Genomic DNA, 20,033 nt, shown 5'->3' on the forward strand with positions numbered 1-20,033 from the left:
GGCCTAGTTCGTGTGGGACCAGGGGCTATGCGTTCGAGTCTAGACACTGCTCCAGATGAAAAACTTATAGTTTTGTATCTTTAAAGAAAACCAACTAGAGATAGGCGGTATCTGAACAACTTCCGGTTCATTGTTCTTCCCATTCTCTTAAACGTTTTTTCACTTCAGCTTCCAGATCTTCAAGCTTCATTAAATGATTTTCCTGGTCAGGCTGCATTTGAAACCAGTTCACTTCCTCGTCTTTATAATGTCCTTGGTATTCTTTTCCGTCTAACGTCAACTCGAAATGTAACGTTTCGTATTGTGTATCTTCAAATATTTCTTTCCGCACATTAAAATTTTCGATCATAACATCCCCTCCATTTAGTTAATTCTTTTTACAGTTTGCCATTCCTATCATGCACATTTATCAGCGATTTCTTACTTGAATCATGAAATTCATTTCACATCGTAGCATTTGTCAGCTTTGCGATTGTCTTCGAAGATAACTTGACCCCTATCGAAACCTGTAGTCCGAAAATCGATAGCTAATAAAATGATACTTCTTACTAAACTTGCTATAACGTTTACTATATTCGTTGTCAGGTATATAGTTGTATAATTAACCAAATGGGGGTTTTATTATGAGCAACAGTTTTTCCGACAAATTCAAAGGCGCTGTAAACAAAGTAAAAGGCGAAGTGAAAGACAAATTCGATACGGCAATGGATAACGACAAGGTCGATAAGTTTAAAGGGCAAGCACAGGATAAATTTGGCGAAGTGAAAAACAAAATCGGTACCGCAATGGACAATGACAAGGTTGACAAATTTAAAGGGCAAGCGCAGGACAAATTTGGCGAAGTGAAAAACAAAATCGGTACCGCAATGGACAGCGATAAGGTCGACAAGTTTAAAGGGCAAGCACAAGATAAGTTCGGTGAACTGAAAGACAAGTTTACTAATAAAAAGTAACATTGGAAGATCCACACTAAAAGTACGTTATCTAACGCAAAAAACTGATTCGTAAAAAGCAGTGCCTTTGTTCCCGTTACATGAAGTAAGGTACTTCTTTTTCGATCAATTTTTATCAGGTAAGAAAAGCCCTAGAGTCTAGACACTACTTCAATTGAAAAACGTATAATTTCTTATCTTTTCCCCACAACCAGTAATCCTTCAGCCGTTAAAACCATAATAGGTAATCATGTGCACTGTCATTTCAGCGTACACGATTACCTTTTTATGTGTGCAAACCTTCAAAGCCACGTATCGGAATTCGATCTTCCTCTAAACGGATCTCGTCTAACGAAACTTCAATTATATATTCAAACTTCCCGTAAGCTTGCACGTCGACCTTCTCTTTGACAAAAGAATTATTTGTCACAAGCGCAACTTCACCAGTCTTTTCATTGTATCCTTCTAAAGAAAATCGATAGCCTGCGATCATTGCATACGGAACGATTTCATACGCATCCTCCAATTCCCTAATGGAAACTGGTTTAATGAAAACCTGTTTTTCCCCATTTTTCCTTACGAACCCATTCTCCATGTCTAAAGGATTTTCCGATTGTAAGTAGTATTGTCGTTGATAGGAAATTAGTTCAAACTCTTTGTTTCCCCATACAGCAAAACGTCCTTTTCTTATCACTTCATCTCCCCCACTAGTTATATTATATATCCATTATACATAATAGATTGAAAATTGTGTATACATTTTTCGTCATAGTTCCACAAAAATCTAGTAGAATTACATATAAAAAAAGCTGGTTTTCCACTATATATGTTGAATTAAAGAATTCCATTGGATTTACTGTGGCGCTTAATAAGGGGAGTGTTTTAATTCGTGGTGTGAATTGTAGAACGTTTGGTGCTTTGGGGATGCCTTTGCCGCGCCTGCGCTAGGGTGTTCATTATCGAGAGAAATGTCATTTTGAGATGTATATGCTGAGATTATAAGGTGATTACTAGTTGATACTATTTATATTCAAGAAAGATGCACTCCAGCTTGCAGATTTCATCACAGCTAATGAAATGCGCTTTCTCACATAGACCATCCAGCGAAGGCGCGTCTTCATGGTAGCCGGAGCGATAAGACTAAAAGGGGTCTTCTTTTGGGGTAGATGATTTGAATTCTACGCTACTTGCAATTGTTTCAGTCTTTCCACCAATTAATGAGAAATTTAAGTTTGTATTTTAAAGATGGAAAATTGAGAAGGGGTGTTGTGTATGTTGAATACATTACGAAGAACAAAGATGAAAGGCTGGTAATCGGACTCTCCTTGAGCTCTGAACATTGATCTTCATTGTATTTAGGATAAAATTTAAAATCGTCTTCAAGAGAAATGAATCCCTTGAAGACGATTTTTTTGCGCCTTTTTGTTTCTTAACAATAAAAACTAGTTACTCAAACCTATTATACTTTTAAGTAGTTGTGTGCACACTTATTGGTAAGACCTTATTCTCAACTGATGTTAAATTTGACCATTGAAATCATGTATAAATCGCTAGTATGCCACGATAAGAATCCAAAGGAACTTTTATCTAGATATTAATCGATCACAATTTTCCCATCTTTATCTAGTAACGGTGTCATTCCACTCAATCCCAAACCACTTGTCATGAGATAATTTACACCTGTTTCGGTATCTACTACAATTTTAATAATGCCTCCACTTAAGTGTTCTTTTAATTTAACTTTAAACCTTTTTTTCATTTTTGAATTCCCCTTAAATTATTATCATCAATTATATATAACTTTTATAATTGACATTTTACCTGAAGTTATAAATAGGTACCATTTGAGAGGGAGGCCTTTTTGTGTTCGATTCGTGGCGAGTTCAATGATTGCAAGACGGAGTATCATACAATAATCATGAAAACGGTGTCTAAATATGAGTACTAAACTCGAAAAAGAGAGAGGAAATATGTTAACTAAACTATCGGGAACTTTTATCCGACCCCTTTGTATCATTAAAGTTTCCAAGCAAAAAATATCCCCACAGAAAAACAATAAATAGAATCAAAATCTGCATCCATTTCGACTCAATTCCTAAAATCACATGAAATACTACGACAAAAATCATCAAAGCTATTATGATTCCTAACAATACTTTCTTCTTTGCATTCATTTTAAGCACCTCCGACAATTTTCAATTATATAATTTCTCTTTCTAGAATAGAACATAATAATTAAAAGGGAGTTATGAGGGAGTTTGCTTGAGCAAATAACCCGAATGTTTTTAGACTGTACTTTTGTGAAGATAAAATAGAGTTCTTGTTGTGTTTATAGATTTAAAGACTTACTTTTAAAAAAGAGAGCTACTTTTTTTATTGGGAGCTCTCTACATATTCGACTATATTATAAGAAAACCAATACGAACCCCCTAGCTATAATTTCGGCAAAAGTCGAGTTAAAACCTGCACTAGTAACTAGAAAGTCTGTTAATGCATCACCAATTGTTGTACTTGAATTTGATAGTAAGTAAATCAGCTTATTCATTGATGTCCAATGCAACATTACCAATTTAACACCATGGTCCTTTTCAATACTCTTGAGCATACTATCCCATGATTTTTGTCCAATTTTGTTCATTGATCGCGGGAGGCATCCACAAAGCGTCGAAGCGGTATTGGTAGGAGTTCTATTTCGTTCCAAGTATTGGAACTTTTCGGCGGTCTCGAAAAAGCCCTTGTAAAGCGCATTCGCCGTATTCATTTGTTCAACATATATAGTTATCTTGCCCCTCCAATTGTTCCACGCTACTGTCCATCGCACTGATTACTCCACTTTCATTCTAACGCTGTGAATTGGATTCGGAGTATCTATGAATGGCGCAATCCATCCAACTTTTATCCCATCATAATAAACCCGTGATTACTGTTCTGAGAATGCCATACGAGTACAAGCAGCAAGAATCAGTTCTTCACCATTCAAAAATAACTTAAAATGAAAACTTCAACAAAGAAACAACTGCCTATTACAGAAAACGCTATATCGAGCAAAGTAAATTCCCTCAATCCCTAAAAAAAGCAGTGTCCATTCACTTATTGTGAATGGGCACTGCTTTTTAATCTATTTTCATCAGATCCAGCGGTGTAATAATTCCAAGTAGTTTCTCTTCCGGTCTTCCACTTTCCGTAATGAGAAGTGCCTCAAGACGTTTTCCTTCAGCAACAGACTTTTTAAAATATTCCTCCGCTTCATAAACAGAAAGATCCATTCTTATAAATCGATACGTGTTTTTTTGTTTTTCATGGGAATAAATGTCGAGAAGCGTCGGCATTTCCCGGGAAATTATTTCATCTGTCATATTATCTGCAAGCCAATACGTAATGCCTGTCGCAGTAACAAGCCCAATGAATTTATTGCTCTGATAAATTGGTATCTGATTGAACTTTTTTTCCCGGATTAGTTTCAATCCGGAGGCAAGTGTATCAGTAGCTTGTAATATATGGACTTTTCGTAAAAACATATCACCGACTGTAACAGGTTTCGAAAGTTCTCGGTCAATGTATTCAATTAGTTCCACAATGTCATCATGTGGTTCTGCAATTGCATATTGAATATCAGTCCGATTATGGACAATTGCATTGCGTAAATCACCACATTCCCGCAAATCCCGCTCAAATTTCCGAATAACCGCATTCAAATGCTTGGATTTATCAATCAATCGCTGGAAAGACATATAGCTGCTTAAGCCACTTATTTTTTCCAAAGATTTTTCAATACGGTTAAATGCGAATATGAAGCGATCTGAATTGCGTGTAGTCATCTAGAACCCCTCCCTTTCAGAATAATTCGTCTTTATACGAATTATACCACAAAGGGTTATTTACACTGTTGTTTTTGCCGCATTCCGTTTCGACATAAATACTCCGAATACGATTAAGATGACGATTAGTATCACTGTCAGACCCGAACTCATCCATAAATCCGACAGTTCAGAGTTCGAATCGAACCAATAGGATGCATACATCGACAATTTCCATGGTGATACTGTCCAATAGGTACCGATAAGCGAATCTATAATTTGGTAGACAAGTGTAATTAGAATCGCTAGGCCCGCCGCCCCACCTGTCGGAAGCCATGCGCTTAGCGCTAAAACAACAGTGACAACGAAGACGAGCCATAAACTATACGTCGCAACAAAAGCAAATATTGCCCCTGCATCTACATGGTTAAAAAGGATTTCAATATAATACCAGGCAGCCATAAAGCCGAGCCAGACGCTTCCAAGTACAATCCCATTAACGACCAGCCACTTACTTAAAAAGTAATTTCGAAATGACATTGGGCGAACATATAGTAATGTGGCCGTTCCATTTTTCCGCTCTCCTGAAATCGTCCCCATGAAAGCAAGAATTATAACGAGAATACCGATCATTTGATATTGCCCCAGCAATGACTGGAAGATATCCTCTCCTTTGAACTCTGGCCATAAGAATTCAGCTTCTTCTGGCATATTACCTACACTTCTCATAATTTCAGGCAAAAAATGATTCGTTACGGGCTCCAAAATACCGAATATAATAAAGACGAGAGGAATCCATAACATTTTGAAATTCCGTGTATGTTCACGCCATTCTTTCTGCAATAACACACTAAATCCATTCATTAGACCACCGCCACTTTCATGAAGATATCTTCAAGGCTCGCCGTCTGCAGTTCCACTTTTCTCACTAAGAACTTGCCTTCGGTTAACATGGATAGGACCGATGACATTTCAGCTTCTTCCAACCGAACGTCAATCGAAACAACCAACCCTTTTGATGTCACTTGCCATGCAGTTGCTTCTATAAAGCGCTGCAACTCTTGCATCCCTTCGAATTCAATGACGATTCGCGGTTCCGCATAGCGCGCACGTACTTCATCAAGTGAACCGTGTTCGACAAGTTTCCCATGCCGTAAGAACAGCAACTGGTCTGTCATTTCTTCAGCGTCATTTAAAATATGAGTTGAATATAAAATCGTCGTTTTTCTTTGCAAGTCTTTCAACAAATCCATCACTTGACGGCGCCCAACTGGATCAAGTGCAGATACCGGCTCATCGAGTAAAAGTAGTTTTGGTTTATGGACAATTGCCTGCGCAAGCCCCAGACGCTGTTTCATTCCTCCGGAAAAAGTGCCCGTCTTTTTGTTCATCGCTTCGCCTAGGCCTACAAATTCCAAGGTCTTTTTCGCTTCTATTCTTGCTTGTTTTGTTTCCACCCCACTTAGTCGTGCAGCCATTTCAGTAAATTCAAGTGCAGATAGCCAAGGAAAGAACTTTGGATATTGTGGAAGAAATCCGATAATCGAACGGATATCCTGCTTTGCAGCACCCTGGAACTGTATTGATCCGCTTGTTGGCGAGACTAACCCTGCAAGCATAGACAGTGTCGTAGTTTTTCCAGCTCCATTTGGCCCTATCAAAGCCGTTGCTGTATGTTCTTCAAGTTCGAACGAGACAGCATCCACTACATGATTATTGATATATTTCTTCGTCAAATTATCCACTTGAAGTAAATTTGTCATACTTGCCGCCTCCCAAAGATAAAGTACAGTATTGATCCAATCAAATTGCCAAGAACAATGATGAAAATCCACATGATAAATGGACCGTTCGTCCGTCTATGGCGAATAACATCAACGAGTGCAACAATCATCAAAATGAATTGAAGTACAATCAATGGCATAAGAAGATTCCAAGGAATACTCGCGAGCTCAGACATAAACTTCACACCCTTTCTAACTATTAATGGTAAATTCAGTATACCACGACTGTTATACGTTGTATATAACAGAAATACCGAAATAGTTATGATGCTAAAGAAGCTTATCAGTGCCACTCGAAACAACTCACTTGACGGTATATAAAAAAACTACCCAGTCACTAGGTAGTTTTCAATCAAATCTTGATTTAATTTAATCTTCTTTCCACTCTTTAATACGTTTTTTCACTTCAACTTCCAAATCTTCAAGCTTCATCTCATGATTTTCTTGATCAGGCTGCATTTGAAACCAGCTCACTTCATTCTCTTTATAATGACCTTGATATTCCTTACTGTCCAACGTCAATTCGAAGTGTAATGTTTCATTTGGCGTATCTTCAAATATTTCTTTCCTCACATTAAATTTACCAATCATCTCTTCATCTCCTCCATTTCGCTCATGTAGAACTTCTTCCTCCCCGCCCTAAGCACTTTCAGGCTTATATTCCCTCAAAGAAAAGGGGGGATTTCATGCCACTGTATTTGTAGATGTTGATTGTTTTGCTACAGCTTTTCTGTTTGCTGGAGATAAAACACGTTCCAGCCATCCCATAAAGAGGTCCGCGATGACCGCCATTAATGCGGTTGGAATTGCTCCGGCCAAAATAATGGATGCTCCATCTGTCACATTCGTCCCTCGAATAATAATGGAGCCGAGTCCTCCACCACCGATAAAAGCTCCAATTGTTGCCACACCAATTGCAATAACAAGAGCGGTCCGCAAACCTGCCATGATAACTGATAACGATAGCGGAAGTTCTACCATGAAGAGCATCTGCGTCCGTGTCATCCCCATTGCACGACCAGCTTCTAAAATAGGTTTTTCTACACTTTTTATACCTGTATACGTATTTTTTATAATAGGCAGCAAAGAGTACAAAAATAAACTCATAACAACTGTGTTCGGTCCAAGACCCATCGCAAGCATTAGAACAGCAAGCATTGCAAGGGCTGGAATAGTTTGAATAATATTCGTTACCGATAACACCCATCCACTCAATTTACCGTATCGGGCAATAAGAATACCCACTGGAATACCAACAAGCGCCGCGAACAGGACTCCGTATGCAGACATAAGGAAATGCCTGACAAACTGATCCCACACATACGTGCCATTCACTGTGTAGTATGACCAAAGTTCTTGTAACGTTTCCATTCATTCACCCCCGTAATTCAGTTGAAGTAATTGTTTTCTTCCAAAAATTCTTGCGCCACGATTGCAGGTTCTTTTTTATTAACATCCGCCTCGTAATTTAAACGTGTCATTGTTTCTCCGTCTATTTTACCTGCAAGTTTCTTCAGGATTATATCAATTTCTGGGTGCTGTTCGATTACATCTTTTCGCGTCACAGGTGAACATTCATAAGGCGGAAAAAACTTCTTGTCGTCTTCAAGCGTCTTCAAATTAAATGCTTTCAAACGTCCGTCAGTACTATAGGCCAAAACGACATCCATCTTACCACTATTCACCGCTTGGTAGACGAGCCCCAGAGACATGGGCAATGCTTCTCCGAATGTAAATCCATATGTATCAACGAATCCTTCATAGCCATCTCCTGCCCTGTTCAACCATGAGTTGTCTACACCCAGCGTTAAATCATCAGCTATCTTTTCTATATCCGAGACAGTTTCAAGTCCTTCTTTTTCAGCAAGGTCGGCTGTTACTGTGAGCGCATACGTATTTTGGAACCCGTATGAATCGTACCAAACCTGGTCAAATCGTTTATCAAACTCTTCCTGGACCAGCGTCATTGCCTCTTCTGGATCTGCTAGGGGCTCTACTTCTAAAATACTCGACATATCAGTACCCGTGTAGCGTGCAGCTGTAATATCTACTTGCCCGCTCGTCAACGCCTGGTGCTGGATGATTGAAGTTCCTAAATTTTCCACCATTTCAACATTCAAATCTGTTTCTTTTTCAATCATAAGTCGAATCATATGACCCAGTGTCGATGTTTCCGTACTTGTAAGTGTTGCAATTCGAATTGTGTCATTACCTCCTCCGAGGCCTGGAAGTGAACAACCCCCTATCAGCAGGCTGGTGGCCAATAATGGAAGTACTATTCTTTTCATACTTTTTCTGAACACTCTTTTTCCCTCCTTAAGAAACCACTTTTCTGCTTTCTTTAAGTCCTTTTGGCGTAGCGAAGGATTCAAAACGACCGAGCAGGAAATCGACTAGTAGCGCAAGCAACGTAACTGGTATCGCCCCACCAATAATCAAGTCTGTCCTAAATAGATTCAGACCATCAAAGATAAAGTCCCCAAGCCCACCTCCACCAATGAATGATGCAAGTGTTGCCCATCCAATAAGGTATACTGCAGACAGCCTTACACCAGCCATAATAACAGGAATTGCCAGAGGAAGTTCAACGTTCATCGTACGTTCAAACGCCGTCATTCCCATTCCCCTACCTGCCTCCACGAGATCTTGATTGACCTCTTTCACACCGATAAACGTATTTCTAAGGATTGGCAACATCGAATAAAGGAATAAAGCAACAATTGCGGGTGTTTTCCCGATTCCCAGAAGTGGTATGAAGAACGCAAGAATCGCAAGACTAGGGAATGTCTGGATAACTCCAACTACTCCCAATACAAAACCAGCAATCTTCGGCACTTTTGTAAGCATTATTCCAATTGGTACTGCAACAAGGATTCCAAGAAAAAGTGCAATAAATGATATATACAGATGTTCCCAAGTCTTCGTTGCCAACTGGCTTCCATACTCAGAGAAAAAATCAATAAATCCGTTCATTCAAAAACCTCCTTTACACCTGACCAAGTGTCTGCTCTTCGCTTTCTCCCCAAATGGAATCATAAACGATATCCACAAGGTTCGTTCTTGTAATCAAGCCGACCAAACGCCGATCTTCATCGACAACAGCTACGTATTTTAATCCACGTATAAGAATATTTCGCGTTGCTTCACGAAGAAGCGTATCTTCCTGAACGACGGTCAATTCCGTAGACATGACTTCCTTGACCTGCGTTTCCATATTGCGGCCCCTGTCTATCATCTCGACATTGAGCAGACCTTTCAGTACATTGTTTTCATCAACGACAAGTAGCGAATCCACACGGCGCTCACGCATAAGCTGAACTGCTTGAGACAGTGTCCCTTCCGTTTTGAAGGAGACGGGGTTCGGGTTCATAATTTGTCCCACCGTCTGTATACGTTGTTGAGCTTGCAAAAGACGGTCTTTACCGATGAAATCCTCTACGAATTCATTGGCCGGATCTCTTAAAATTTCGTCTGGAGTTCCCATTTGAACAATTTTTCCGTCTTTCATAATTACAATGCGATCTGCGAGCTTAATTGCTTCATCCATATCGTGCGTGACAAAAATAATTGTTTTACCAAGTGTCCTTTGAAGATGTTTGAATTCCGCCTGTAACGAATCGCGGGTAATCGGATCTAGCGCACCAAAAGGCTCGTCCATAAGGATAAGGGGAGGATCAGCTGCTAATGCACGAAGTACACCGATACGCTGTTGCTGACCTCCACTTAGTTCATGGGGGTAGCGATCAAGGAATTCTTTAGGCATATTGACAAGTTCGATTAACTCATCAGCCTTATTGTTTCGCTCATCAACCGACTTCTTCATAAGCCGCGGGACAAGTGCAATATTTTCTCGAATGGTCATGTGGGGGAAGAGACCAATTTGTTGAATGACATAGCCAATTGAACGTCGCAATTGCACGATGTTCTTTTCCATAATATTTTCTCCATTGATCAATATTTTACCCTCTGTGGGTTTAACTAATCGATTGATCATCTTCATAGTTGTCGTCTTTCCACAACCACTCGGACCGATAAAGACGATAAATTCACCTGCATTGATATGTAAATCTAAGTTATCTACAGCTTTTTTACCTCCAGCATAAATCTTTGACACATTTTTAAATTCAAGCACACATTTCGCCCCCTATGATTAAACTGTTCAACCATCTTTATACTTTTTCTGAGCAGATACCTATTTCTATGGGCTACCCTTTTTCATCACTTTTCAAACATGATTATGACGGTTTGTTAATATCTCTCAATTATCACCGATATAACATTTAAAGAGGAGGTTGTGCCATGCTTGGAATATGGCAGGCGACAGGAATGAATGTCATCCGCAATATGACTATGCAAAACAATCAAGTAATGCGGTCGATGGAGCGATTGTCTTCAGGTATGCGCATAAACAGAGCTGCAGATGATCCAGCAGGCCTTGCAATTTCAGAGAAAATGCGTGCGCAAATCCGAGGTCTATCGATGGCGGGACGCAACATCCAAGACGGTATTTCCCTATTCCAAACAGCTGAAGGTGCTTTAAATGAAACACACGCTATACTGCAACGGATGCGTGAACTAAGCGTACAGGCTGCCAATGGAACAGTGACAGATTCCGATCGTGAAGCCCTCTCTCTAGAATTTGTAGAACTAAAAAAGGAAATCACTCGTATTTCAAAAGATACAGAGTTCAATACATTGCCACTGTTAGACGGTTCACGCTCTTCCTTGAAGATTCAAGCTGGGGCGAATGCCGGCCAATCAATTGAATTTTTCATTGGTGATATGAGTGCAGAGACAATCGGTTTGTCTGACGCATCGATTTCAACCCAATCCAAGGCCAATGATGCAATTGGATTACTCGACAATGCAATTAAAAACGTATCCTCAGAACGCTCTAGAATAGGTGCCTATACAAACCGGCTTGAACATGCTTACAACAATACACTCGTCATGGAAGAAAACTTAATCGCAGCCGAATCCCGCATAAGAGATGTCGACATCGCAAAGGAAATGATGGCACTCACGAAAGCAAACATTCTACTTCAGGCCGGTCAATACGTACTCGCTATGCACATGCAACAAGCCCAGTCCGTACTACAGCTATTAAAACAATAAAAAGGCAATCGTGTTGTCTTATCGACATGCACAATTGCCTTTTTATGTGTATAAACCATCAAATCCAAGTATAGGAACCCGATCTTCCTCAATTACAATATCTTCAAGAAGTATTTCTATTATGTATTGAAATTCCCCATAAGGACGCACTTCGATCCGTTCTTTGACAAATGGATTGTTTGTTACCAATGCAACTTTCCCAGTCTTTTCATCATATCCTTCTACTGCAAAACGGTAGCCTTCAATCATCCCATATGGAATGACTTCATACGCATCCTCTAATTCCTCGACGGAAATAGTCTTAATATAAACATGGTTAGATCCATTCTTCACGAACCCGTTTTTCAAGTCTAAAGGATCCGCCGATTGCAAATAGTATTGTCGTTGATAAGAAGCCAGTTCAAATTCCCTTTTATCCCATAAAGCAAATCGACCTTTTCTAATCATCCCATCTCCTCCCACTATTTTGTATCTACCTATATTATATGTAATATATCGAAGGTTGGGTACATAAGTTTAGTCACCTTTTTATACAATAAATTAGACCTTTTGAACCTATTCTGAACAAATACCATTGAGTATTATTTTTTTCTCCCATGTTTAATGTTTTTTCATGCAGGGTATCTATTACCTAACAAGAATAAAAAGGAGGCTTTACAATGACAAACGGTAGTTTCTCAGACAAAGTCAAAGGGACAGTAAACAAAGTGAAAGGTGAAACAAAGGATCAGATAGGCAATGCCACAAATGATCCTTCACTACAAGCTGAAGGTAAGTTTGATAAGTTAAAAGGCGAAGCGCAAAAGAAAATCGGAGAACTAAAAGATAAAGTTTCCGATAATAACAATCGATAATCTTTAAAAAGTAAGTCATCTATCAAACAGTGATAGCTATAAGTCCATACCTGTTAAGAAATTGGAATAAGTGTATCAATATGCATCATTCTTTTGATTATATGACTGTATGTCCCCCTTTTTTAGACGGAGGGGGCTTTTTAATTTGTTGAGGTAGTGTGAAATTATTAAGGCGTGAATGTAAATTTTGCGAAACTAATAGGGTAACCGTAATAACAACTATTTAAGTTGAAATAAAGATCCCCTTGTAAGGCGCCTCCGCTTAGTTTATTTAGGTATTCATTTGTTCAACATATATATAAATAGTACGGCTGTTTGCAATGGGTAAACAGCCGTCTTCTGCCACTCATAAGTTTCTTGTATTGAGGCGTGGGACCGTACCGTCATTATCGATCATTTGTTGGTTTCCACCCTGACCATCCAATGGTTCTCCGCTCAGGCCACGTTCTGTACTACTATCCATCTCATCCAGTGCCTTACTTTTAACGAATAGAGCAACGCCACCATTTTTAACTTCATTGTAATAGTCCCTTGATTGCTGTTCTGAAAACCCCATGCGTGAAAAAGCATTCAGAATGGGTTCTTCACCGCCCAAAAACAGTTTAAAACGATCTAACCAATTATCATCTGCTGTACCGAGGAGTTCGGCATCGGTCTGTCCCCGAAGCATTGAAATATTATCTTCTTCATTGGTAACAACATACATATCACTTTCATCATAGCCTTGCGCTTTCAATTCTGTAATTTTATATAAAACTGTATCAATGGAATGAAATGTACCGATATACTTCTTGTTTTCCATTTTACAAAATTCCTCCTTTTCGATGATATTGCCTTTGTTTCTTATTGTACCCGTCCAAACCATTAAGAAACGCACTGCTCCATCAAATCGGATGTTTAGTTTCTGTAAAAGAGTGAATAACATAAGGACAAGAGAATATTCCACGGCAAACTCGAAGATGAAAGGAGTCTGTTTTTGATGACTAACAAAAAAGTATTTACTGAACGGGACCGAAAGGATGCTGAAGGACCATACATGGATAATCCCGAAAACCTCCGAACTGATAAGGAAAGCATTTACGATATGCATGAAGATATGAAAACTGTCGACTCTATTCCTCTGGAAGATTTAAAATTGGAAGAACGGGAAGAGAAACATCATCACGATTCCAAAAGTAATTCATCCAGCGAAGAGAAATTCCGCGGCTCTGGACTTAAAAAACAGTAAAAAACTGTACCCCATTCATATAATGTGATTGGGGTACAGTTTTGGTTTATGGACAATCGCCTATGTAATAATAGCTGTTTCATTCCCCCGAAAAAAGTATCCGTCTTTTCGTTCATCGCTTCTCCTAGACCGACAAATTCCTATGTATTTTTTGCTTGCCTTATGACACCTGCTTAGCCACGCAACCATTTCTGTAAATTCAAATGCAGATAGCCGAGGAATACTTGAGAGTTCAACCGTTAATTTCACAATTTTTCTATTTGCTAATGATAAATATAGTATAGCAATTTCACACGTGTGTTGATTAACCAGAAAAGTACTGCTTATTTTTGTGATGAAACACTAGGCACTCTATGTACAGGTGCTTTTGAATTACTTTGGATTGAAAGTTCAACGCAAAAAAACGGCAACAAAAATCGTTACCGTCGATGTACTTCAAAATTATTAATGTCCTAGATAAGCCTTTTTTATCGTATCATCTTGCAGCAGCTCTTTCGCGTTACCACTCGCGACCACTTTACCTGTCTCAAGCACATAGCCATAGTCCGCAACTTTTAAAGCCTGACGTGCATTTTGTTCAACCAGTAAAACAGTCGTTCCTGCTTCATTAATCTCTTTAATAATTTTAAAGATATCTGCAACGATTAACGGGGCCAGTCCCATCGATGGTTCATCAAGTAAAAGTAACTTTGGCTTAGACATAATTACTCGCGCGATTGCCAGCATTTGCTGTTGCCCGCCTGAAAGTGTACCTCCTAGCTGAGATTGTCTTTCCCTTAGTATTGGGAATCGATTCATCGCCTTTTCAAGATCAGCATTTACTTCAGCGTCATTTCGATGATACGCTCCCATTTCCAAGTTTTCTAAAACAGTCATAGAGGCCAAAATACCTCTTCCTTCTGGAACTAAAGCTAACCCTTTTCTTAAAAGCTGATCAGGTCGTTGTCCAGTTACATCCTTACCTAAATAATGAATACTACCTTCTTTCGGTTTCAATAAACCTGCAATCGTATTCATCATCGTTGTTTTCCCCGCACCGTTTGCACCGAGGATGGTTACTATCGTCCCCTCCTCAACCGTTACATCAATGCTTTTCAATGCCTGAATCTTATCGTAAAAAGTACTGACATTCTGTAGTTTAAGCAAGCTCATCTTCCTCCTCAACCCCGAGGTAGGCTTCAATTACTTCTTTATTGTTTTGAATACTGCTCGGTGTACCTTCTGCAATTTTCTTTCCAAAGTTCAATACCACAATACGGCTACAAATCCGCATAACAAGTGGCATATCATGTTCAATTAATAAAATAGTTATATTTAGCGCTTGAATTTTCTTGATCAAATCAAACAAATCATTTGTCTCTTTTTCATTCATTCCAGCAGCTGGCTCGTCAAGAAGCAATAATTTAGGTCGACTTGCCAAAGCTCTTGCAATTTCTAATCTACGTTGTTGACCGTAAGCAAGGTTTTTCGCAATCGTTTGACTGTATTCTGACAATCCAACAATTTCTAGAATCTCATCCGATCTTTTCAGAACATTTTCCTCTTCTTGCTTTTGATATTTCGTCCGAAACACACTTTGCAAAACACCAGTAGTGAGACGACAGTGATTTCCTACCATTACATTTTCGCGAACAGTTAACTCTGAAAAGAGTCTGATGTTTTGGAATGTACGACAAATGCCCTGTTTCGTAATTTCATGCGGTTTCAAACCTGCAAGCGACTGTCCTGTAAATTTTATCTCACCAGAACTAGGAGGAAACATGGCGGTAATCATATTAAACATTGTTGTTTTTCCAGCACCATTTGGCCCTATCAAGCCAAGCACTTCTCCTTGTTCTATTGAAAAAGAAACATCTGTCAATGCTTGAATCCCACCAAAGTTTTTACTTATCTTTTTTATTTCCAGTACCATGTTTTCCCTCCTTCTTCTTTAATCTTGGACGTTTAATCCAATTGACGACATTCATATCAATGAGCCCCTGTGGCCGGAACGCCATCATCAATACAAGGAGTGCACCGTAAATCATGAAACGATACTCGCTGATAACACGCAAAAACTCTGGCATTGTTGAAAGGAAAATAGCACCGAATATCGGTCCCCAAATAACTTCACTTCCTCCAAATATAGCAAAGATCAGAATTTCAACAGCACGATGATAATCGAAATCTGATGGACTAATATAAGCCGTTAAATGTGCATATAATGCACCTGCAAATCCAGCAAGTAGCGCTCCTTGACCGAATGCTAGAATCTTATAGTATGTAATGTTAATACCCATTGCTTCCGATGCCTCTTCATCCATTTTAATAGAAGCAAATGCACGCCCAATTCTAGAATTGTTTTGTCTAATAAAGAACCAAATAACGCCAATGCTAATCATCAGTAATACAAGAAAAACTGCTAAACTTATAAATTGGTTATTTTTTAATCCAATCATTTCCGGACTAAAACCTAAACTGTTACTAAAACTCAAAATCTCTCGCCCAAGATGAGGGATACTACGAATCCCAATAGCACCGTTTGTTAAACCTTCCCAATTGATAAACAGTACTCGAATGACCTCCCCAAACCCAAGCGTCGCAATCGCAAGATATACGCCTTGTAACCTTAGGGCAGGAAAACCAATTAACACGCCGATAAAACCTGTAAACACAGCTGCAATAATAATACCGAGTATTAGAGGTACATTATAATTAAGCGTTAAAATAGCCGACGTGTATGCACCTATACTCATGAATCCTGCATGCCCCAGTGACAATTGCCCTGTTCCAAGTGTTATGTAAATACTAACACCAAGGATAATATTCAATAAAATAAAAGTTGCAACTTGCAAATAATATGGGTTTATTAATTCGCTTAACATATAATCACCCCCTTGATTTCGATGTTGCCGTACCGAAAAGTCCTTGTGGTCTCACAATTAAAATAATGATAATAGCTAAAAACGCTATCGCATCACGATAGCCTGAATTTCCATAAGCTACTAAAAACGTTTCAGAAAGCCCTAATATTAACCCGCCCGCCATCGCACCACGAACGTTTCCTAAACCACCAAGAATGATAATAGCTAAACCTTTTAATCCGAATGATAAACCCATTTGTGGATTAACTGAGTTGAATGCAATCCCAACTAGAATTCCGGCAATTCCACCCATTGCAGATGCAATAATAACTGTTTGTGTAATCATCCTTTTCGTATTAACACCTAGTAGGCTTGCAACAGCTAAATTTTCCGCACTTGCACGTAATGCCTTGCCCGCCTTTGTTTTCGACAGCCAAAATGTGAGTCCAAACATTAATAGAATCGCAATAATGAAGATAAGAATTTGGACATAATAGACGGTTGTTGAACCAATCGTAATGTTCAACTCTGAAAAACTTGTCCGAAATGGATGATTTCCAGCTCCAAAAAAGTGATGAGCAGCATTTTCAAGAAAAATAGATACCCCAATCGTACTGATAAGCGGAGCAAGATGGGACACGCCCTCTTTACCTCTCAGTGGTCTTAATGCAAAACGCTCAAGGAAATAACCTAATATACCTGTAACAATAATTGCGACCAAAAAGGCCACATATAATGGTAAACCTAAACTATTCGTTACAATAACGCCCATAAATGCACCAAACATAAAAATTTCCCCATGCCCCATATTGACAATGTTAAGGACACCAAACACCAACGTATAACCGAGGGCAACAACAACATAAATACTACCCAATGTAAGACCATTTATTAATTGTTCAATTAGCAATGTGCACCCTCCTTATCCATTCTCAGCTTTTTTAAATAGTTAAAATAGAAATGCAATCAGGCTGCAAACATCTCAACCTGATTGCCGATCATTTATTCGAACACTACATACTCATTACCTTCAATAATTAATACAGTTGGTTCCATGACAATATCTCCGTCTTCATCAAATGACATTGTGCCTAATACACCTTTAAAGTCCTTGAGTGTTGCTAACGCATCGCGAATTTCATCGCGGTCAGCTACACCTGCATTTTTAACCGCTTCAGCCATTAGATACAATCCATCATAAGCTTGTGCAGCAAACTGATCTGGTTCAACTCCATATGCTTCTGTATAGTTTTTAACAAAGTTCTTTACTTTTTCGTCATCCTTTTGAGCAAACCACGGTGTCGCAACGATTAAACCATTGGATGCATCTCCAGCAATTTTGATAACTTCCGGTGAGTTGAATCCATTCCCACCCACAAATGGAACATCAAGCCCCATTTTTCTAGCTTGGTCTAAAATTACCGCACCTTCATTATACAAAGCAGATGCAAGAATCAAATCCGGGTTCAAGTTCTTTATTTTCGTCAATTGTGCTTTATAATCGGATTGACCTAACTGGAATGTTTCTGTCGTAACGACCTCCAGATTTAAGTCTTCTGCTACTTTTTTCATTACATCGTAACCCGCTTTTGTAAATACATCGTCATTGCCATATAAAATCGCTACTTTTTTAACATCATATTTTTCAATTGCTTTTTGTACTGACGCTGGAATCGCTAGTGTCTCAGGGATTGAGTTTCTAAATACATAATCCCCAAGTTGAGGAATCCCCTCAGCCGTATTTGAAGTCCCCATGATTGGAACACCATTTAAATCTGCTTCAGGTCCAACTACAAACATTTCTGTACTAAGCGTAGGCCCAATAATTGCATCGACATTATCTGAGTTCATCAATTTCTGTGCAGCTGATAATGCTTCTTCTTGTTTACCAGCTGAGTCTTCAATCTTTAATTCCAGGTCAACTTCCCCTGCTTCTTTAAGTTCTTTATTGGCCAGTTTCAAGCCATTCGTAATTGCTTCTCCATAACCAGCTCCTGGTCCAGTTAAATAAGAAATGACACCTATTTTAGCCTTTACCGGGCCATCTGCTCCTGTTTCTTTGTCGCCCGCATCCTTCGTATCGGTTCCACAAGCTGTCAGCACAACTAGCGTGAACATCATCAAGACTGAAAATAGCAGTTTTATTCTCTTATTCATTTAATCCCATCCCCTTTAATAGTTAAAAATAGTGATAATTCTAAATATACACCACTATTTAGTTAATTGGAATATCAAATAAAAAATCCTCCCTATAAAAAAGGGAGGATTCCATTATTCATCTATTTCTTCAAGCCGAGGCATTGCCGACAATGCGCCCGATTTTGTTGCACAGAGTGCACCGAGTTTATTGCCAAAGGAAATATAGTCAATCCACTCATCGCGGGTTTTTGGTTTCCCTTTCAATTGGATTTGGCGAAGAATTCCTGCAATGAATGCATCGCCTGCTCCCGTCGTATCGACAGCTATGATGGGTTCAACGCCTACATGTGTTATGCTGCCGTCAATGACAGCAAACGTACCGAGCTCACCCGCGGTGACGAGTATTACAGGAATCCGATAAGGTGCTAACTTGAGGATTCCATCTTTCAACGTATCTGTCTCCGTTAGGAAAAAAAGCTCCTCTTCGGTCAGTTTCAGCAGATTGGTGTTCTCAACAAATGACATGATTGTCTCACGGCAATGCGCTTCACTCTTCCACCTTAGCGGACGGATATTTGCGTCTAATGACAAAGGCACTCCAAACTTATTAGCTAGACGTACCGCTTCCCGCGTCGTTTGTAGAGCTGTTAAATGAAACATTGTGCCCGAACAAATATGCAATACGGAAGCATCTTGAAATGCCTCTATAGACAAATCAGTAGTTTCTACCTGGATATCAGGCGTCTCATCTATATATGTATGAAAAATACGGTCGTTGTCATCCGTCAAATGGACATACACGCCACTCACCCGTTTGTCATTCTCCAGTTTAGCAAACGTCAAGTCGACGCCTTCTTTCCTCAATTCATTCCGAACAAATTCGGAAGTTTCGTCATCTCCTGTCACGGTGATGAATGCGGACGAAGCGCCAAGCCTAGAAATACCCGCTGCCACATTGACCGTTGCTCCGCCAAGAAACGTCGTGAATGTTGAATTGGACTGGTCTTCCGCTATATAATCGACGAATGCATCGCCGTAAATTAAAACATGTTTTTTATTCGCATCAATCATGAATGTACACCCTATCACTTTATTTTTCCCAATCGTATCATGGAACACGATTTACAGGAAGAGTACGGAAATATATCGCTTTAAAAGTTGAAATAAAGAATTTCTTCCAATCCCCTTCGGCGCTTTCGGAACACGCCTGTTGATTAACCAAAAGTAACTAGTGAATAACATGATCACCCACTGGGCGCTACGTATATAATTTACTTTGGATTGAATGACTTCTATACGATTACCGAGATGTCTGGATATGTAGGGATGCGACAGGCAACT

At 39.3% G+C, this 20,033-nt stretch carries 24 protein-coding genes; 4 read left to right on the forward strand and 20 right to left on the reverse strand.

What is annotated here, in order from left to right:
- Positions 1-127: 127 nt before the first annotated feature.
- Positions 128-349 (reverse strand): hypothetical protein, encoded by a 222-nt coding sequence (locus tag MKY15_RS06425; protein ID WP_067213630.1) that lies wholly within the window; start codon positions 347-349, stop codon positions 128-130.
- A 274-nt stretch (positions 350-623) separates the two neighbouring features.
- Between MKY15_RS06425 and MKY15_RS06430 the strand changes: the two genes are divergently transcribed.
- On the forward strand, positions 624-953 hold the full coding sequence (locus tag MKY15_RS06430; RefSeq protein ID WP_067213631.1) for a hypothetical protein: 330 nt from the start codon (positions 624-626) through the stop codon (positions 951-953).
- 265 nt (positions 954-1,218) lie between these two features.
- Here the strand turns inward: MKY15_RS06430 and MKY15_RS06435 are convergent, their stop codons facing one another.
- The 11 genes from MKY15_RS06435 to MKY15_RS06485 form a co-directional block, all read right to left on the reverse strand.
- The gene (locus MKY15_RS06435) at positions 1,219-1,626 is read right to left on the reverse strand and encodes a hypothetical protein (RefSeq protein ID WP_187046175.1); all 408 of its coding nucleotides are present in this window, start codon (positions 1,624-1,626) and stop codon (positions 1,219-1,221) included.
- Positions 1,627-2,526: 900 nt separating this feature from the next.
- A complete protein-coding gene (locus tag MKY15_RS06440) occupies positions 2,527-2,691 on the reverse strand; it encodes a DUF6440 family protein (RefSeq protein WP_187046725.1) in 165 nt (54 codons plus the stop codon).
- A 1,354-nt stretch (positions 2,692-4,045) separates the two neighbouring features.
- Positions 4,046-4,750: a CBS domain-containing protein gene (locus tag MKY15_RS06445; protein WP_067213633.1), complete on the reverse strand. Its 705-nt coding sequence runs from the start codon at positions 4,748-4,750 to the stop codon at positions 4,046-4,048.
- A 60-nt stretch (positions 4,751-4,810) separates the two neighbouring features.
- Positions 4,811-5,593, reverse strand: coding sequence for an ABC transporter permease subunit (locus MKY15_RS06450; RefSeq protein WP_067213634.1), 783 nt, complete (start codon positions 5,591-5,593; stop codon positions 4,811-4,813).
- Positions 5,593-6,492, reverse strand: a complete 900-nt coding sequence (locus tag MKY15_RS06455; RefSeq protein ID WP_342539283.1) for an ABC transporter ATP-binding protein — start codon at positions 6,490-6,492, stop codon at positions 5,593-5,595. Before MKY15_RS06455 ends, MKY15_RS06450 begins: the two co-directional genes overlap by 1 nt.
- Complete coding sequence (locus MKY15_RS06460) at positions 6,489-6,689, reverse strand: PLDc N-terminal domain-containing protein (RefSeq protein ID WP_067213636.1); 201 nt, start codon at positions 6,687-6,689, stop codon at positions 6,489-6,491. The genes MKY15_RS06455 and MKY15_RS06460 overlap by 4 nt, the downstream gene beginning before the upstream one ends.
- Before the next feature lie 193 nt (positions 6,690-6,882).
- Positions 6,883-7,104, reverse strand: a complete 222-nt coding sequence (locus MKY15_RS06465; protein WP_067213637.1) for a hypothetical protein — start codon at positions 7,102-7,104, stop codon at positions 6,883-6,885.
- Between the two features lie 93 nt (positions 7,105-7,197).
- A complete protein-coding gene (locus tag MKY15_RS06470; RefSeq protein WP_067213638.1) occupies positions 7,198-7,884 on the reverse strand; it encodes an ABC transporter permease in 687 nt (228 codons plus the stop codon).
- Between the two features lie 17 nt (positions 7,885-7,901).
- Positions 7,902-8,801 carry an osmoprotectant ABC transporter substrate-binding protein gene (locus MKY15_RS06475; RefSeq protein ID WP_187048026.1) on the reverse strand — a complete coding sequence of 300 codons (900 nt, stop codon included), beginning with the start codon at positions 8,799-8,801 and terminating at the stop codon, positions 7,902-7,904.
- Positions 8,802-8,829: 28 nt separating this feature from the next.
- Positions 8,830-9,486, reverse strand: coding sequence for an ABC transporter permease (locus tag MKY15_RS06480; RefSeq protein ID WP_067213639.1), 657 nt, complete (start codon positions 9,484-9,486; stop codon positions 8,830-8,832).
- 13 nt (positions 9,487-9,499) lie between these two features.
- The gene (locus tag MKY15_RS06485) at positions 9,500-10,645 is read right to left on the reverse strand and encodes a betaine/proline/choline family ABC transporter ATP-binding protein (protein ID WP_067213640.1); all 1,146 of its coding nucleotides are present in this window, start codon (positions 10,643-10,645) and stop codon (positions 9,500-9,502) included.
- Between the two features lie 167 nt (positions 10,646-10,812).
- Here MKY15_RS06485 and MKY15_RS06490 point away from each other — a divergent pair, with 167 nt between their 5' ends.
- Positions 10,813-11,628 (forward strand): flagellin, encoded by an 816-nt coding sequence (locus tag MKY15_RS06490; RefSeq protein WP_067213641.1) that lies wholly within the window; start codon positions 10,813-10,815, stop codon positions 11,626-11,628.
- Positions 11,629-11,670: 42 nt separating this feature from the next.
- On the opposite strand, the gene MKY15_RS06495 is transcribed toward MKY15_RS06490, so the two are convergent.
- Positions 11,671-12,075 carry a hypothetical protein gene (locus MKY15_RS06495; RefSeq protein WP_067213642.1) on the reverse strand — a complete coding sequence of 135 codons (405 nt, stop codon included), beginning with the start codon at positions 12,073-12,075 and terminating at the stop codon, positions 11,671-11,673.
- Positions 12,076-12,287: 212 nt separating this feature from the next.
- Between MKY15_RS06495 and MKY15_RS06500 the strand changes: the two genes are divergently transcribed.
- Positions 12,288-12,482 (forward strand): CsbD family protein, encoded by a 195-nt coding sequence (locus MKY15_RS06500; protein ID WP_067213643.1) that lies wholly within the window; start codon positions 12,288-12,290, stop codon positions 12,480-12,482.
- Between the two features lie 346 nt (positions 12,483-12,828).
- Here the strand turns inward: MKY15_RS06500 and MKY15_RS06505 are convergent, their stop codons facing one another.
- The gene (locus MKY15_RS06505) at positions 12,829-13,284 is read right to left on the reverse strand and encodes a general stress protein (RefSeq protein WP_342539284.1); all 456 of its coding nucleotides are present in this window, start codon (positions 13,282-13,284) and stop codon (positions 12,829-12,831) included.
- Between the two features lie 177 nt (positions 13,285-13,461).
- Here MKY15_RS06505 and MKY15_RS06510 point away from each other — a divergent pair, with 177 nt between their 5' ends.
- Positions 13,462-13,710 (forward strand): hypothetical protein, encoded by a 249-nt coding sequence (locus MKY15_RS06510; protein WP_067213645.1) that lies wholly within the window; start codon positions 13,462-13,464, stop codon positions 13,708-13,710.
- A 444-nt stretch (positions 13,711-14,154) separates the two neighbouring features.
- On the opposite strand, the gene MKY15_RS06515 is transcribed toward MKY15_RS06510, so the two are convergent.
- From MKY15_RS06515 to MKY15_RS06540, 6 genes are all read right to left on the reverse strand, one after another.
- Positions 14,155-14,856 (reverse strand): ABC transporter ATP-binding protein, encoded by a 702-nt coding sequence (locus MKY15_RS06515; RefSeq protein WP_342539285.1) that lies wholly within the window; start codon positions 14,854-14,856, stop codon positions 14,155-14,157.
- A complete protein-coding gene (locus tag MKY15_RS06520) occupies positions 14,849-15,622 on the reverse strand; it encodes an ABC transporter ATP-binding protein (protein ID WP_342539286.1) in 774 nt (257 codons plus the stop codon). Before MKY15_RS06520 ends, MKY15_RS06515 begins: the two co-directional genes overlap by 8 nt.
- Entirely contained in the window at positions 15,594-16,574 is a 981-nt protein-coding gene (locus tag MKY15_RS06525) for a branched-chain amino acid ABC transporter permease (RefSeq protein WP_342539287.1), read from the reverse strand. The genes MKY15_RS06520 and MKY15_RS06525 overlap by 29 nt, the downstream gene beginning before the upstream one ends.
- Positions 16,575-16,578: 4 nt before the next feature.
- Positions 16,579-17,463: a branched-chain amino acid ABC transporter permease gene (locus tag MKY15_RS06530; protein WP_067213649.1), complete on the reverse strand. Its 885-nt coding sequence runs from the start codon at positions 17,461-17,463 to the stop codon at positions 16,579-16,581.
- Positions 17,464-17,555: 92 nt separating this feature from the next.
- Positions 17,556-18,710 carry an ABC transporter substrate-binding protein gene (locus MKY15_RS06535; RefSeq protein WP_067213650.1) on the reverse strand — a complete coding sequence of 385 codons (1,155 nt, stop codon included), beginning with the start codon at positions 18,708-18,710 and terminating at the stop codon, positions 17,556-17,558.
- Positions 18,711-18,824: 114 nt separating this feature from the next.
- Complete coding sequence (locus tag MKY15_RS06540) at positions 18,825-19,763, reverse strand: carbohydrate kinase (protein WP_342539288.1); 939 nt, start codon at positions 19,761-19,763, stop codon at positions 18,825-18,827.
- Positions 19,764-20,033: the final 270 nt, after the last annotated feature.

The sequence above is a fragment of the Sporosarcina sp. FSL K6-1540 genome (genome assembly GCF_038620285.1).
GTDB classification, from domain to species: Bacteria; Bacillota; Bacilli; order Bacillales_A; family Planococcaceae; genus Sporosarcina; species Sporosarcina psychrophila.